Annotated in this window: 12 protein-coding genes; 4 read left to right on the top strand and 8 right to left on the bottom strand. The window is 72.2% G+C overall.

Annotation, left to right across the window (positions count from 1 at the left end; translation table 11 throughout):
- Positions 1-38 precede the first annotated feature (38 nt).
- Positions 39-1,037 carry a M28 family metallopeptidase gene (locus ACH427_RS09955; RefSeq protein ID WP_398868950.1) on the top strand — a complete coding sequence of 333 codons (999 nt, stop codon included), beginning with the start codon at positions 39-41 and terminating at the stop codon, positions 1,035-1,037.
- 111 nt (positions 1,038-1,148) lie between these two features.
- On the opposite strand, the gene ACH427_RS09950 is transcribed toward ACH427_RS09955, so the two are convergent.
- From ACH427_RS09950 to ACH427_RS09925, 6 genes are all read right to left on the bottom strand, one after another.
- Positions 1,149-2,036, bottom strand: a complete 888-nt coding sequence (locus tag ACH427_RS09950) for an ABC transporter permease (protein ID WP_398868949.1) — start codon at positions 2,034-2,036, stop codon at positions 1,149-1,151.
- Positions 2,023-2,988 carry an ATP-binding cassette domain-containing protein gene (locus ACH427_RS09945; RefSeq protein WP_398868948.1) on the bottom strand — a complete coding sequence of 322 codons (966 nt, stop codon included), beginning with the start codon at positions 2,986-2,988 and terminating at the stop codon, positions 2,023-2,025. The genes ACH427_RS09950 and ACH427_RS09945 overlap by 14 nt, the downstream gene beginning before the upstream one ends.
- A 92-nt stretch (positions 2,989-3,080) precedes the next feature.
- Positions 3,081-4,298 carry an outer membrane lipoprotein carrier protein LolA gene (locus tag ACH427_RS09940; RefSeq protein WP_398868947.1) on the bottom strand — a complete coding sequence of 406 codons (1,218 nt, stop codon included), beginning with the start codon at positions 4,296-4,298 and terminating at the stop codon, positions 3,081-3,083.
- Between the two features lie 372 nt (positions 4,299-4,670).
- Positions 4,671-5,681: a polyprenyl synthetase family protein gene (locus tag ACH427_RS09935; protein WP_398868946.1), complete on the bottom strand. Its 1,011-nt coding sequence runs from the start codon at positions 5,679-5,681 to the stop codon at positions 4,671-4,673.
- Positions 5,682-5,955: 274 nt separating this feature from the next.
- Complete coding sequence (locus ACH427_RS09930; RefSeq protein WP_398868944.1) at positions 5,956-7,158, bottom strand: NAD(P)-binding domain-containing protein; 1,203 nt, start codon at positions 7,156-7,158, stop codon at positions 5,956-5,958.
- A gap of 40 nt (positions 7,159-7,198) precedes the next feature.
- Positions 7,199-8,458, bottom strand: a complete 1,260-nt coding sequence (locus tag ACH427_RS09925; protein ID WP_398868943.1) for an ATP-grasp domain-containing protein — start codon at positions 8,456-8,458, stop codon at positions 7,199-7,201.
- A gap of 324 nt (positions 8,459-8,782) precedes the next feature.
- Between ACH427_RS09925 and fahA the strand changes: the two genes are divergently transcribed.
- The 3 genes from fahA to ACH427_RS09910 all read left to right on the top strand — a co-directional run bounded on the left by fahA (position 8,783) and on the right by ACH427_RS09910 (position 11,159).
- Entirely contained in the window at positions 8,783-9,958 is a 1,176-nt protein-coding gene (gene fahA, locus ACH427_RS09920; protein WP_398868942.1) for a fumarylacetoacetase, read from the top strand.
- Positions 9,955-10,605: a GPP34 family phosphoprotein gene (locus tag ACH427_RS09915; RefSeq protein WP_398868941.1), complete on the top strand. Its 651-nt coding sequence runs from the start codon at positions 9,955-9,957 to the stop codon at positions 10,603-10,605. Before fahA ends, ACH427_RS09915 begins: the two co-directional genes overlap by 4 nt.
- Before the next feature lie 71 nt (positions 10,606-10,676).
- Entirely contained in the window at positions 10,677-11,159 is a 483-nt protein-coding gene (locus ACH427_RS09910; protein WP_398868940.1) for a hypothetical protein, read from the top strand.
- 61 nt (positions 11,160-11,220) lie between these two features.
- Here ACH427_RS09910 and nuoN read toward each other — a convergent pair whose 3' ends face one another.
- Entirely contained in the window at positions 11,221-12,873 is a 1,653-nt protein-coding gene (gene nuoN / locus ACH427_RS09905; RefSeq protein WP_398868939.1) for an NADH-quinone oxidoreductase subunit NuoN, read from the bottom strand.
- Positions 12,870-14,492, bottom strand: coding sequence for an NADH-quinone oxidoreductase subunit M (locus ACH427_RS09900; RefSeq protein ID WP_398868938.1), 1,623 nt, complete (start codon positions 14,490-14,492; stop codon positions 12,870-12,872). Before ACH427_RS09900 ends, nuoN begins: the two co-directional genes overlap by 4 nt.
- Between the last annotated feature and the right edge of the window lie 2 nt (positions 14,493-14,494).

The following is a 14,494-nucleotide window of genomic DNA, read 5'->3' as shown; positions in this document are numbered from 1 at the left end:
CAACATCATGGCCACGTCAAATGAGTCGGGAGCCCCCCATGCTTGAACTCCACGGACCGACCCGCAGACGCCGCGCCGTAGCCCTCCTGGCCTCCGGCGCGGCCCTCACCGCCGCTCTCCTCGGCACGGCCTCCGGCGCGGCCGACGCGGTCCCCACCACCGCGACCGTCGCCGGCACCACCTTCAGGACGAAGGCCGCCGCGCCCACCATCCCCGTAGCCAACGTCAAGGCCCACCTCAACCAGCTCCAGTCGATAGCCAACGCCAACCGCGGCAACCGCGCGCACGGCCGCAGCGGCTACAAGGCGTCGCTCGACTATGTGAAGGGCAAGCTGGATGCCGCCGGATTCACCACCACCGTGCAGCAGTTCAGCGCCAACGGCGCCACCGGCTACAACCTCATCGCCGACTGGCCCGGTGGCGACGCCGACCACGTCGTCTTCGCCGGCTCGCACCTGGACTCCGTCTCCGCGGGCCCCGGCATCAACGACAACGGCTCCGGCTCCGCCGGTGTCCTGGAAGTCGCCCTCGCCGTCGCCCGCGAGGGCTACAAGCCCGACAAGCACCTGCGGTTCGGCTGGTGGGGCGCCGAGGAACTCGGCATGGTCGGCTCGCAGAACTACGTCGACAGGCTGTCCTCCGCCGACCGGTCGAAGATCGACGCCTATCTGAACTTCGACATGATCGGCTCGCCCAACCCCGGCTACTACGTCTACGGCTACGACTCCGGCCTCCAGAGCCTCTTCGAGAACTGGTTCGCCGCGAAGAACATCGCCACCGAGGTCGACCACGAGGGCGACGGCCGCTCCGACCACGCGCCGTTCCAGAACGTCGGCATACCCGTCGGCGGGCTCTTCAGCGGAGCGGATTACATCAAGACCGACGACCAGGCGCGGAAGTGGGGTGGCACGGCGGGCAAGGCGTTCGACGCTTGCTACCACCGGTCGTGCGACACGTTCGCGAATCTCGACGACAAGGCGCTCGGGACGAATACGGACGCGATCGCCGGGGCGGTCTGGGCGTTGAGCGGCTCGTAGTCCGGCGAGGGGGCGGGGCCGGCCTTCTTCCCCGGTCCCGCCCCTTCCCGGCCGCGTCTGATGTGCGGCGGGCAGGGGAAGAAGCCTGCCGCAGGCGCACCGCGGCCCGCCTCACACCGTCACATCCCGCCCCGTGAACCGCGCCCAGGCCGCCGAGCCGAACACCACCGCGTACAGCCCCTGAAGCCGCAGGTTTTCCCAGAGCTGGTCCCAATACACCGGCTCCCGCAGCAAATCCGCGAAGCTCAGCCAGTAATGCGGGAAGAGATACGGCTGCACCGCGTGCAACTGCGGGAACTGGTCGAGGATCTGCACCGTGATCAGCAGTCCCACTGTCGTGGCCATGGCCGCGATCCCGCTGTTGGTGAGGGTCGAGACGAACAGCCCGACCGCCGCGACGCCGATCAGCGACAGCGCGACGACCCCCGCGACGGCCAGCGCGCGCAGCAGCCCTTCCCCGAAGGACACGGTCGTCCCGCTGATGAGCGTGACCTCGCCCAGGGGGAACAGCAGCGCCCCCACCGCCAGCGCGGAGGCGGTGACGACGAGGGTGGCCGCCAGGCAGAAGACCAGCGTCGACGCGTACTTGGCGCACAGCAGCCGGGTGCGTCCGGCGGGGGCGACGAGGAGATAGCGCAGGGTGCCCGCGTTCGCCTCGCCGGCTATGGAGTCGCCCGCGATCACGCCTATCGCCATCGGCAGGAAGAACGGCAGGGTCGCGGCGAGCGAGGTGAAGACGAGGAAGAGGCCGTTGTTGGTGACCTGGTTGATGAACGCCGGGCCGCCACCGCCGCCCTCGCGGCCGATCGAGCCGCCGCCCCTGGTCTCGATCTTCACGGCGATGCCGACGAGCACCGGCACGGCCGCGAGCACGCCCAGCAGGGCGATCGTCCGCCACCGCCGGAACACCGTCCCCACCTCGCTGCGGAAGAGGGACAGCTGCCACAGCGGGCTCACCGCCCGGGGCCCGGCCGCCGTCATGGTGTCAGCCCGCGACATCGAAGCCCTCCCCGGTGAGCGCCACGAACGCGTCCTCCAGCGAGGCGCGTTCGGTGCCGAAGGCCCGTACCCGCACCCGCGCGTGGACGAGCGCGGCGTTGAGGTCCGCGAGGTCGGGCGGCGGGGTGACCTCGGGCGGCTCCCCGGCGGGGAGTTCGCCGGTGACGCGGTCGTCCACGACGACGAGGTCGGTCACGCCGTGCTCCTTGAGGACGCGCACGGCGTCCGCGGTGTCGGGGGTGGTGACGGTCAGCCGGCCGCGCGCCTGGGAGGCGAGGTCCGCGACCGTGCCCTGGGTGAGCAGCCGCCCCTGGGCCATGACGGCGGCGTGGGTGCAGACCTGCTCGATCTCGTCCAGGAGGTGCGAGGAGAGGAAGACCGTGGTGCCCTCGGCCGCGAGCTCCCTGACGAGCGCGCGGATCTCCCGCATGCCCTGCGGGTCCAGGCCGTTGGTCGGCTCGTCCAGGACGAGCAGTTCGCGCGGCTGGAGCAGGGCCGCGGCCAGCCCGAGGCGCTGCTTCATGCCCAGGGAGTACGCGCGTGCCTTCTTGCCGGCCGCGGCGACGAGCCCTACCCGGTCGAGCGCCGCGTCCACCCGGGCGGCGCGGGTACGGGGGTCGGCGGTCGGGTCGGCGGCGTCGAAGCGTACGAGGTTGTCCCGCCCGGACAGGAAGCCGTAGAGCGCGGGGCCCTCGATCAGCGCGCCCACCCGGGGCAGCACACGGCGGGCGGCGCGCGGCATCGGCTCGCCCAGCACCTCGGCCGCGCCGGAGGTCGGCTCGATGAGCCCCATGAGCATGCGGATGGTGGTGGTCTTCCCCGAGCCGTTGGGCCCGAGGAAGCCGAAGACGCTCCCGCGCGGCACGGTGAGGTCGAGCCCGTCCACGGCGAGCTGGCCGCCGCGGTAGCGCTTGGTCAGGGAACGGGTGTGGACGGCGGCGTCCGAAGACACGCGCTCGGACGATCCTGGCACCCGTTCTCCCCTCGTCGCACCGGTGCGGAGCACCCGCGGCCGGCCCCTTCCGGACCGGCCGCGGGCCGCGCTTACTTCGCGGCCTTGATGAGCGCTTCCTTCGTCACCGCGCCCGCGTAGACGTGGCCGTCGTCCGTCATCAGGACATTGACGAGGCGGGTGCTGAAGAGGTGGCCCGAGCCGAAGGGGCCCGAGACCTTGGTGCCGAGGGTGTCCAGGAGGGCACCGGCGCCGCCGGCGTTCTTCCCGAGGCTGCCCCCCTTGGCGCCCTTGGCCGCGTCGGCCGGCATCTTGAACTGCGCGATGGACGTCCAGCTCTTGCCGACCACGTCGAGGCCCGACAGCTCGGCCGGGGCGCCCTTGTGGTCCCGCTGCCGCTTCGCGCCGTCGGCCTTGTCCTCGGTGACCTTGGCGCCCTTCGGCGGGGTGAAGTCGAAGGTGCTCGCACCCGGCTTGGCGAAGTCCACCTTGGTGAAGGCCGCGTCGATCGCCGCCTTGCCGCCGCTCTTCGGGGCGAGCGTGAACTTCAGCGGCATCCCGGTCCTGGCGTCCACCGCGATCCGGACCGCGCCGACCGTCGACTCCTGGGCCTTCGGCTTCACGACCAGCTGATAGGCGTCCCGCCCGGCCACCTTGGCCGTGCCGTCGACCGAGACGGCCGTCGAGTCGTCCACGGCGGCGAGCGCCTTCTTCGCCAGCTCCTGCGGCGACGCGCCCTTCAGCTGCTCGGGGCCCGCGTGCTGTCCGGCCTTCGCCTTGTCGTGCGGGGCGGTCGTGTGGTGGACGGTGTTGCTGGCGCTGTCGTACGCCCAGACCTGGTCGCCGTCGCGGATCACGCTGTACTCCGCGGCGGACTCGACGATCGACACGCGCTGCTTGTCCGGGCCGTCGACGGCGACCCGCAGCGTGTGCGAGCCCGAGGCGAGCTCGGTGAGCTTGGCCCGCGGGTCCGCGCCGCCCGGCTTCCCGCCGTGGCCCGCGCCCGCGCCCAGCGAGCCGAGCGAGCCGCCGCCCGGCAGCGACGGCAGACCCAGGTCGGTGGTCACCTTCACCGAGCCGGACATCTGCTGCACGTCCGACTTGGCGACCTTGGCTATCAGGTCCTCCGCGCTGATCTTCGGCAGATCCGGGTCACCGCTCTTGGCCAGCGCCGGGACGAGCCCGATGGTGGCCGCCGCGAGACCCGCCACCGCGACCGGAACGGCATAGCGGACCGCTTTACGGCGCCCCGGCGAGCGCTGGCCTTCCGGGCTCTCGGTGCCACCCTGGATCGGTTCATTCCGTGCCATCAGCCATTACCTCCGTCGTCGGCGCCCCCGGGCCGCTCTCATTGTGGCCCTGCCGCTGGTTGGTGGAGCAGTGTCAATTCCACCAAATGCGCTGCGCTCCGGCATCAGCCGTCGGGAGCAGCTGTGTGTACCTCTTGGGTATGACGTGATGTTGGCGCTGTACGGGGTTCGTTGTGCGGGTCTGTTGCCGCCTGCGGCGGGAGCGCCCTGCGGGCGGCGGCCTCAAGCGCCGGCCGGGCTGGGTTTGTGGTGGGTGCCGGGGGGGCGACATTCGGTTTCGGGGCGCGCCGGTTTCAGCCCGTCCGGCGATCGAGGACGCGGCCGCAGGACGCTCCCGCCGCAGGCGGCAACGAACCCGCACCCCAACCCCCGTCAGCCCGCCCGGTGCACGACCGCGTCGCAGAGATCTTCCAGAGCGGCCTTCGCGAACCCCTCCGGCAGAGGAGCCAGGATCGCGCGAGCCTCCTGCGCGTAGCGCACCGTGTCCCGCCGCGCCTGCTCCAGCGCCGGATGCGCGCGCAAGCGCCGAAGCACCTCGGCGTGCACGGCGTCGTCGCTGAGGTCGCCGTCGAGGAGCTCGCACAGCCGGCGGTCCTCCGCCGAGCCGCTCGCCGCCGCCTGGGCGCGCAGGTGCAGCACCGGCAGCGTGGGGATGCCCTCGCGCAGGTCCGTGCCGGGCGTCTTGCCGGACTCGTGGGAGTCGCTGGCGATGTCGAGGACGTCGTCGGCGAGCTGGAAGGCGATGCCGAGCCGCTCACCGTAGTGGGTGAGGATGTCGACGGTGCGCTCGTCGGCGCCGGACATCATCGCGCCGTACCGCCCGGAGACGGCGATCAGCGAGCCGGTCTTGCCCGCGAGGACGTCGAGGTAGTGCTCGATGGGGTCGCGGCCGTCGCGCGGGCCGGCCGTCTCCAGGATCTGGCCGGTGACCAGCCGCTCGAACGCCTCGGCCTGGATGCGGACGGCCTCCGGGCCCAGGTCGGCGAGGATGTAGGAGGCCCGGGAGAAGAGGAAGTCCCCGGTGAGGACGGCCACGGAGTTGCCCCAGCGGGCGTTGGCGCTGTCGACGCCGCGCCGCACCTCCGCCTCGTCCATGACGTCGTCGTGGTAGAGCGTGGCCAGGTGGGTGAGCTCGACGACGACGGCCGAGGGCACGATGCCGGGGGCGTGCGGGTCGCCGAACTGCGCGGCGAGCATCACCAGCAGCGGGCGGAACCGCTTGCCGCCGGCCCGGACGAGGTGCTGGGCCGCCTCGGTGATGAAGGGCACGTCGCTCTTGGTGGCCTCCAGGAGGCCCTCCTCGACGGCGGCCAAACCGGCCTGGACATCGGCTTCAAGAGCCTGGTCCCGCACGTTCAGCCCAAAAGGCCCGACGACGGTCACGAGGGGTACTCCTGTCTGCCTGCGAACACGGGGATTGTCGATGTGTCGCTGTCTCCACCGAAAGTCAGCGTATCCGGTCGGCTGTCGATCACCGTGGGCGCCTTCCCGGTCGACCGGACGTGTGCCCCGTTATGTACGCGGTCATCCCCCGGGGGCGGGCCTCCTGACCCCCTTGACACGGGCCTGGCACGGCTCCACCGCTCGTCGCGCGGCAGCGGGAGGGTCCGGTTCCGGCCAACCCGGAACCGGACCCCCACACCGGCGCGACCCCGCCTCACGAAAGGGCGCCCACCGCCTTCGCCAGCCGCGGCGACGCGTACTCCGTGCCGCAGACGAACCGCATCACCGGCCCGTAGCTCGCCGCCGCCGGGAGGCCCGTGAAGAACAGACCCGGGACCGACGAGTGGTAGCCGGGGCCCAGCCGGGGGCCGCCCGCGCCGACCGCGAGCCTGGTCCGCAGGCCGTGGCCGAGGAAGTCGAGGGCGGCCAGGTCGACGTGATAGCCGGTCGCCGCGAGGACGTGGTCCGCGGCGAGCTCCCCCTCGGTGGACCCGTCGGGCCCGGCGAGCGCCAGGACCGGACGGCCGTCCTCCACCCTCGCCCGGACGATCCTCTTGCCCTCCGTGACCTGCACCCGGCCGATGAAGCGGTCCCGCAGCCACCAGGCGCCGAGCGGCCCGAGCACCCGCTGGACGAGGTATTTCCGGGCCGGCGCCGGGAGCTTGCGGAAGCCGTCCGCGTAATACGAGAACGCGTACAGCGACCAGGCCCGCCCGAAGGGGGTGTCCGGCTTCAGCGGCGACTGCCCGTCCGGCGCCGCCCCGAAGCGCACGGCGCCCCGACGCCGCGCCAGCACCCGCACCGACGCGGCCCCGCCCTCCGCCAGCAGCACGGCGCTCTCCAGCGCCGACTGCCCGGCGCCGACGACCACGACCTCGCGCCCGGCGAACCGCGAGAGGTCCTCGTGCTGCGAGCTGTGCGAGATGGGGCCGCTCACCGACGGGCCGTCCGGCACGGCCGCGGCCAGCTCGGCCGGCAGCCGCGCGAAGCCGCTGAGCCCGGTCGCGACCACCACGGCACGGGCCGCGAACTGCTCGCCGGAGTCCAGCTTCAGCTCGAAGCCGGTGGACCGGCGGTCCACGGACACCACCCGCACCCGCTCCAGATCCGGCACCAGGCGCTCCTGGAACCACAGACCGTAACGGGCGAAGACCTCGACCGGGATGGCATCCCAGTCCGATTCGTACCGCCGCTCCCCCACGTCACGGCAGAAGTCGAGCAGCGTGTGCCCCGGTTGAGGCGCGTCGATGCTCGACGCCACCGGGGTGGATTTCAGCAGCATTCCGGCGGGCATGTGCTCCCGCCAGCTCACCATCGGCGAACCGAACACCCGGGTCGCTATGCCGTGCGCCCTCAGGTGGGCTGCGGTCGACAGTCCGTACGGACCGGCCCCGATGACTACGACGGGAAGTGTCACGAGTCCCCTCCCAGGGCATTGCTTGCTCGGCTTGATCGCATCAATCGACGAGAGCGGCGGCACGCCTGGAGCGCCATAGCTGCCAGAGGTGCCGGACGCCCGGCTTCACGAACCGGGCGAGCATGGTGAAGAACGGCTTCATGTCGTCCCGGGCGGCCCAGGCCAGCTCCGTGCCGCTCGCCCGCGCGGGCGCGTGCGGGGTGGTGTAGCCACTGCGGCGGTAGGCGGCGAGGGCCGGCAGGTCGATGTTCTCGACGACGAACCGGCGGCCCGCGAGCTGCTCCCCCTCGGGGACCTTGCGCCCGGTCAGGTCGAGGTGCTGGGCCCGGACGACGTCGACGCCCGCCTCGTTCTCGAAGAGGCGGAACTGGGCGCCCATCCGGGGGTTGAAGTCCAGCAGCTTGTAGCGGCCGTCACGCCGGTCGAAGCGCCAGTCGAGGTCGATGATCCCGCTGAAGCCGATCTGCTTGATGAACTGGGCCGCCATGTCGGCCAGTTCGGGGTTGTCGACGACATACGCGTTGGCCGTCATGCCCGCGTGCGGCGGCCAGGAGCGCACCTTGACGCCGGTGAACAGCGCGAGCGGGGTGCTCTCCGCGTCGAAATACGCGTGCACGATCCAGTCCTCGGCCTGCTCGCGGGGCAGGTACTCCTGGAGGATCACCCCGGGCAAGGGGCCCCAGCCCCGCGCCAGGGCCAGCAGCTCGCGGGGGCCGCCGATGCGGGTGGTGCCGTGCACGGCGGGCCTGCGGCGCCGCTCGAACGCCTCGCGGTTCTTCGCCACCAGCGGGAAGCGGGCGCGCGCCGCGAACTCCTCGATCTCCTCGTACGAGGAGGGGAAGAGGGCGTCCGGGGACGGCACCCCGTGCTCCACGCAGAGCTCGTGCAGCCCCTGCTTGCTCGCGAGGCGGCGCGGCAACTCCCGCTCCACCGGCGGGAAGAGGAAGCTCTCCGACAGCTGCTCCGCGTGCTCGGCGACGAGGACGGCGGCCTCCTCGTCGGTGGGCAGCAGCACCGCGGGGCGGCCGATGGACCGGCCGATGCCCAGCAGCCCCTCGACGAGCTCCTCGGGGCGCTCGCGGCCGGTGGTCGGCCAGATGAAACCACCGCGCAGATAACGGGATACGGCGGCGGGCGTCCAGCGGTCCTCGGTGATGGCGTACATCGGGATCCCGAGTCTGCCGAGGCTGCGGATCGCGCCGACCCCGCCGTGGTGCAGGGGGTAATCGCCGATCTTCATGATGAGCCCCGGAACGGACCGGTCCGCCGCGATGGACGTGTGCCTGCTCGCCACCAGCATCCCCCTTGGCCACTCAGCCGCAGCGGCCCCCCACTGTGCGTGACCCGATTAAGGACGCTACTTCGGAATTACCGCTTCCAGCAAGGAATTACCGGACATTGCTCGCCCTTTAGTGAGCGGTCGGACAGCGGTTCGGGCGCGCTCGCCGAGGGCCGTCCCGAGCCGGGGTGGGCGGCGGCCGGAGCGGTGCTCACCCCCTGTCCGCGCGCACGGCGCGCACGCCCCTCACCACCCCTTTCGCTCACCCCTTGCCTGGCGGCCGCCAGCACGTAATGTGGGCACGGACGGTCACCAGGCGTCCAGGAGAGAGCGAGGCAGCGTCCCATGCCCCAGCACAGCCCCCGCGAGCTTCCCGAAGGCGATCCCTTCGGCGCGGCCACCCTCCCGTACGGGGTCTTCACGACGCCCGACGCCCCGGAGCGCCGCCGGATCGGCGTCCGCTACGGCGCTCACGTCCTCGACGCCGCCGCGGCCGCCGCCGCGCACGGCTCGGCGTACGCGGGGCTGCTGGACGAGCCGACGCTCAACCCCCTGCTGGCCGCGGGCCGCTCCGTGTGGCAGGGCGTCCGCGCGGAGATCCGCGGCTGGCTGGACGGGGAGCACTTCCACCCGCTGGAGGAGGTGACGCTGCACCTGCCCTTCGAGGTCGCCGACTACGTCGACTTCTACGCCAGCGAGCACCACGCCACCAACGTCGGCCGCATCTTCCGGCCCGACGGCGACCCGCTCACGCCCAACTGGAAGCACCTGCCCATCGGTTACCACGGCCGGGCGGGCACGGTCGTGGTCTCCGGCACCGACGTGGTCCGCCCCCAGGGGCAGCGGCGGACGCCGGACGGGCCGGTGTTCGGGCCGTCGACGCGCCTCGACATCGAGGCCGAGGTCGGCTTCGTCGTCGGCACGCCCGCGCCGCCGAACACCCCGGTGCCCCTGGGTGACTTCCGGGAGCACGTCTTCGGCGTGTGCCTGGTCAACGACTGGTCGGCGCGCGACATCCAGGCGTGGGAGTACGTCCCCCTGGGCCCGTTCCTCGGCAAGTCCTTCGCGACGTCCGTCTCGGCCTGGATCACCCCGCTCGACGCCTTCGACGAGGCGCGCACCGCGCCGCCGGAGCGCACCCACCCGCTGCTGCCCTACCTCGACGACTCCGCGGCGGAGCCGGGCGGCATCGACCTGCGCATCGAGGTGACCATCAACGGCGAGCCGGTCTCCCGGCCGCCCTTCGCCTCCATGTACTGGACGGCGGCCCAGCAGCTCGCCCATATGACCGTCAACGGCGCCTCGTTGCGCACCGGCGACCTCTTCGCCTCCGGCACGGTCAGCGGGCCCGACCCCGACCAGCGCGGCTGCCTGCTGGAGCTCACCGAGGGCAAGGGCCCCTGGCTGGAGGACGGCGACGAGGTCACCCTCACCGCCTGGGCACCCGGTCCCGACGGCGCCCGCGTCGGCCTCGGCGAGGTGACCGGCAGGATCACCCCCGCGCGCACGACCGGGTCATGACCGGCGCCGCCCCGGGCCTCACGCTGCCCGAGGAACTGCTGCTGCTCTCCTTCGATCCGGTCACCGGACGCAAGCTGTGCCGGCATCGCTTCCTCCAGTACGGCGTGGCCGGGGCGGTGCTCGCCGAACTGGAGCTGGCCGGGCGGATCGTGGAGGAGCACGGCCGCCCCACGGTGACCAGCCCCGTGCCCCCGTCGGACCCCCTGCTGGCCATGGCCCTCGCCACGCTGCCCGCGCCCGGCAAGGGCCGGTCGGGCCGGGGGCCACGAGCGGCAGCCTGGGTGCGCCGCGTCTCGCGCCGCCTGGAGGAGCCCTGGCTGCGGCGGCTGGTGGAGCGGGGCGCGCTGCGCCCCGAGCGGGTGAAGGTGCTCGGCCTCTTCCCCTCTACGCGCTTCCCCGCGGGGCCCGCCGAGCGCACCAGCGAGGCCCGTGAGCACCTGGCCGCCGCCGTCCGTACGGGCTTCGCCGAGCCGCGCGGCCGCGCGCTGGCCGCCCTCCTCGCCGCCACCGGCGCGGGCCGCTGCCTCCACCCCGGCCCCGAGGGGCGGCCGGCGCGCAGGGCGACGCGGCAGCTGGTGCGCGTGGTGTGGCCGGCGCTCGCGGTCCACCGCAACGTGCAGCGGGACCGGTCCGCGGAGGCCGGCTGACGCCGCTCCGGGCAGTGGATCAGGACTGCTAATTTGTCGTGTCCATATCCACTACGGAGGAGCGAGCGCACGTGCGCAAGGCAGTACAGATCACGGGGGCGGCGTTCATCGCCGCTGTGCTGATGACCGGTTGCGGCAGCCAGAGCGACGACAAGGACAAGTCCGCGACACCGCCGCCGTCCGCGCCGACCAAGCCCGCCGGCCCGGCCGCCCAGGACCCGGCCGAGGGGACGGGCGTGACCGGTCCCGTCGAGGGCACCTACGCGGCGAAGATAGACGGGACGGGCTGGGGCCTGGTCATCTCCCCCAGCATGGCCGCCCTCGCGGGCGCGGGCCACGTCTGCGACGGCACCGTCGACCACAACGCCAAGCCCCCCACGCTCACCCTCAAATGCGCCGACGGGGACACCCTGCGCACCCAGGGCGAGATCGTGAGCGCCGACGGCAAGACGCTCGTGGTCAGCTGGAGCTCGGGCAAGAAGGACACCTTCCTCAAGACCGAGAAGGGCGGCGCCCCCGCCGGCCTCCCCGACCTGGGCAAGCTCGGCCACTGACGCACCGCTGCCCGGCACCCTCCGCGGGGTGCCGGGCAGCGCGCCTGCCGCCTTCTCGCGCCTACCGCACGAAGACCCCCGCCTGGCCCGCCAGATCGAGGAAATACTGCGGGGCGACACCGAGGACGAGCGTGACCGCCACCCCGACCGCGATCGCCGTGGAGGTCAGCGCGCTCGGCACCGCCACGGTCGGCCCGTCGGCCTTCGGCTCGCTGAAGAACATCAGCACGATCACCCGGATGTAGAAGAACGCGGCGATCGCCGAGGACACCACACCGACGATGACCAGCGGCACCGCGCCGCCCTGCGCCGCGGCCTTGAAGACCGCGAACTTCCCGGTGAAGCCGCTGGTCAGCGGGATGCCAGCGAAGGCCAGCAGGAAGACCGCGAAGACGGCGGCCACCAGGGGCGAACGCCGGCCGAGACCGGCCCACTTGGACAGGTGCGTCGCCTCGCCGCCCGCGTCGCGCACCAGCGTCACCACCGCGAAGGCGCCCAGGGTCACGAAGGAGTACGCCGCCAGATAGAAGAGGACGGAGGAGACCCCGTCCGGGCTGACGGCGATGACACCGGCGAGGATGAACCCGGCGTGCGCGATCGAGGAATAGGCGAGGAGCCGCTTCACATCCGTCTGGGTGACGGCGACGATCGCGCCCACCAGCATGGTGACGATCGCGACGCCCCACATCACCGGCCGCCAGTCCCAGCGCAGCCCCGGCAGGACCACGTACAGCAGGCGCAGCAGCGCGCCGAAGGCGGCGACCTTGGTGGCGGCGGCCATGAAGCCCGTGACCGGCGTGGGGGCGCCCTGATAGACGTCGGGGGTCCACATGTGGAAGGGCACCGCGCCCACCTTGAACAGCAGCCCCATCAGCACCAGCGCCCCGCCGATCAGCAGCAGCGCGTCGTTGCCCGTGGTCGAGGCGAGGGCGGGGTCGACCGTCCTGACCGTGCCGCTCACGACATCCGCGATCCCGGCGTATGTGACCGTGCCCGCGTAGCCGTAGAGCAGCGCCACCCCGAACAGCAGGAACGCCGAGGAGAAGGCACCCAGCAGGAAGTACTTGACCGCCGCCTCCTGGGACAGCAGCCGCTGGCGGCGGGCGAGCGCGCACAGCACGTACAGCGGGAGGGAGAAGACCTCCAGCGCGATGAAGAGGGTCAGCAGGTCGTTCGCGGCGGGGAAGACAAGCATGCCCGCGACCGCGAAGAGCACGACGGGGAAGATCTCGGTGGTGGTGAACCCGGCCTTCACGGCGGCCTGTTCGGCCTCGCCGCCCGGCACCGCGGCGCCCTGCGCGACGAAGGAGTCGACGCGCTTGCCGTGCGCCTTCGGGTCCAGGCGCCGCTCGGCGAAGGTGAACACCGCGATCAGGGAGACCAGGAGAATGGTCCCCTGGAGGAACAGCGCCGGGCCGTCGACGGCGACGGCGCCCATGGCGGCGGCGTGCGCCTTGCCGGTGCCGTAGCCGCCGGCGGCCAGGGCGATGACGGCGGCGAACGCGGCGACGAGGCCGGCGGCGCTCAGCAGGGTCTGCGCCGGATAGCGCAGGCGGCGCGGCAGGAACGCCTCCACGAGGACGCCGAGCACGGCGGCGCCGAGGACGATCAGCGTCGGTGACAGCTGGGCGTACTCGATATGCGGAGCCGGGATCTTCTTCGCCGGGTCGGCCGACATCGTCCACAGGCTGTGGACGAATGCTGCGTGACTCACTTCGCGGCCTCCACATCGTTCGTCGGGGAAGTCGGCACCTGGGGCTTGGGGTCGACCTTGTGCACCTGCGACATCGTCCGGCCGACCGCCGGGTCGATGATCTGCGTCAGCGGCTTGGGGTAGACGCCGAGGAAGATCAGCAGGGCGATCAGCGGGCCGACGACGACCAGTTCGCGCACCTTCAGGTCCGGCATGCCGCGCACGGGCTCCCGCACCGGGCCGGTCATCGTGCGCTGGTAGAGCACCAGGACGTACAGCGCGGCGAGGACGATGCCCAGCGTCGCGACGATCCCGGCGGCCGGATAGCGGCTGAAGGTGCCGACCAGGACCAGGAATTCGGAGACGAACGGTGCGAGGCCCGGCAGTGAGAGCGTCGCCAGACCGCCCACCAGGAACGTCCCCGCGAGGACGGGGGCGACCTTCTGCACCCCGCCGTAGTCGGCGATCAGCCGGGACCCGCGGCGGGAGATCAGGAAGCCGGCGACCAGCATCAACGCGGCCGTGGAGATGCCGTGGTTGACCATGTAGAGCGTCGCGCCGCCCTGGCCCTGGGTGGTCATCGCGAAGATGCCGAGGATGATGAAGCCGAAGTGCGAGATCGACGCGTAGGCGATCAGCCGCTTGATGTCCCGCTGGCCGACCGCGAGCAGCGCGCCGTAGAGGATGCCGGTCACCGACAGCACGATGATCACCGGGGTCGCCCACTTCGACGCCTCGGGGAACAGCTGGAGGCAGAAGCGGAGCATCGCGAAGGTGCCGACCTTGTCGACCACCGCGGTGATCAGCACGGCGACGGGCGCGGTGGACTCGCCCATGGCGTTGGGCAGCCAGGTGTGCAGCGGCCACAGCGGCGCCTTCACCGCGAAGGCGAAGAAGAAGCCGAGGAACAGGGCCCGTTCGGTGACGGTCGCGAAGTGCAGCTCGCCGGCCGCCCGCGCCTGGACGATCTCCTGGAGGGAGAAGGTGCCGGTGCCGAGCTGGTGCGCGGTGACGGCGTAGAGCCCGATGACGGCGGCCAGCATGATGAGCCCGCCGGCGAGGTTGTAGAGCAGGAACTTCACGGCCGCGTACGAGCGCTGGGCCGCCGTCTCCTCCTCGGTCCGGCCGCCCGCCCGGTCGCCGAAGCCGCCGATGAGGAAGTACATCGGGATCAGCATGGCTTCGAAGAAGATGTAGAAGAGGAAGACGTCGGTGGCCTCGAAGGAGATCACCACCATCGCCTCGACCATCAGGATCAGCGCGAAGAAGCCCTGGGTGGGCCGCCAGCGCCGGTTGGGCGCGGGCTCTTCGAGCGGGTCGGCGTCATGCCAGCCGGCCAGCATCACGAAGGGGATCAGCAGCGCGGCCAGGGCGATCAGCACCACGGCGATGCCGTCGACCCCCAGGTCGTAGCGGACCCCGAAGTCCTTGATCCAGGCGTGCGACTCGGTCAGCTGGAACGGCTTCCCGGAGTCCGGGTCGAACCGGGCCAGTTGCACACCCGCGAGCGCGAGCGTGGCCAGCGCGAAGCCGAGCGCGAGCCATTTGGCGGCCGTGCGGCGCGCGGCCGGGACGGCGGCGGTCACGACCGCGCCGGCCGCGGGCACCGCGGCCGTGACCGTCAGCAGGGGAAAAGACATGA

It is taken from the genome of Streptomyces sp. NPDC020379, from assembly GCF_044387105.1.
Lineage (GTDB): Bacteria > Actinomycetota > Actinomycetes > Streptomycetales > Streptomycetaceae > Streptomyces.
Note: the sequence above shows the minus strand (reverse complement) of the source record. Positions and strands in the feature narration are given on the sequence as shown.

Coding starts and splice junctions, on each gene's coding strand:
- ACH427_RS09900 (WP_398868938.1), bottom strand. CDS start 14,492: ATGTCTTTTCCCCTGCTGACGGTCACGGCCGCGGTGCCCGCGGCCGGC.
- ACH427_RS09925 (WP_398868943.1), bottom strand. CDS start 8,458: ATGCTGGTGGCGAGCAGGCACACGTCCATCGCGGCGGACCGGTCCGTT.
- ACH427_RS09915 (WP_398868941.1), top strand. CDS start 9,955: ATGACCGGCGCCGCCCCGGGCCTCACGCTGCCCGAGGAACTGCTGCTG.
- ACH427_RS09940 (WP_398868947.1), bottom strand. CDS start 4,298: ATGGCACGGAATGAACCGATCCAGGGTGGCACCGAGAGCCCGGAAGGC.
- fahA (WP_398868942.1), top strand. CDS start 8,783: ATGCCCCAGCACAGCCCCCGCGAGCTTCCCGAAGGCGATCCCTTCGGC.
- ACH427_RS09950 (WP_398868949.1), bottom strand. CDS start 2,036: ATGTCGCGGGCTGACACCATGACGGCGGCCGGGCCCCGGGCGGTGAGC.
- ACH427_RS09955 (WP_398868950.1), top strand. CDS start 39: ATGCTTGAACTCCACGGACCGACCCGCAGACGCCGCGCCGTAGCCCTC.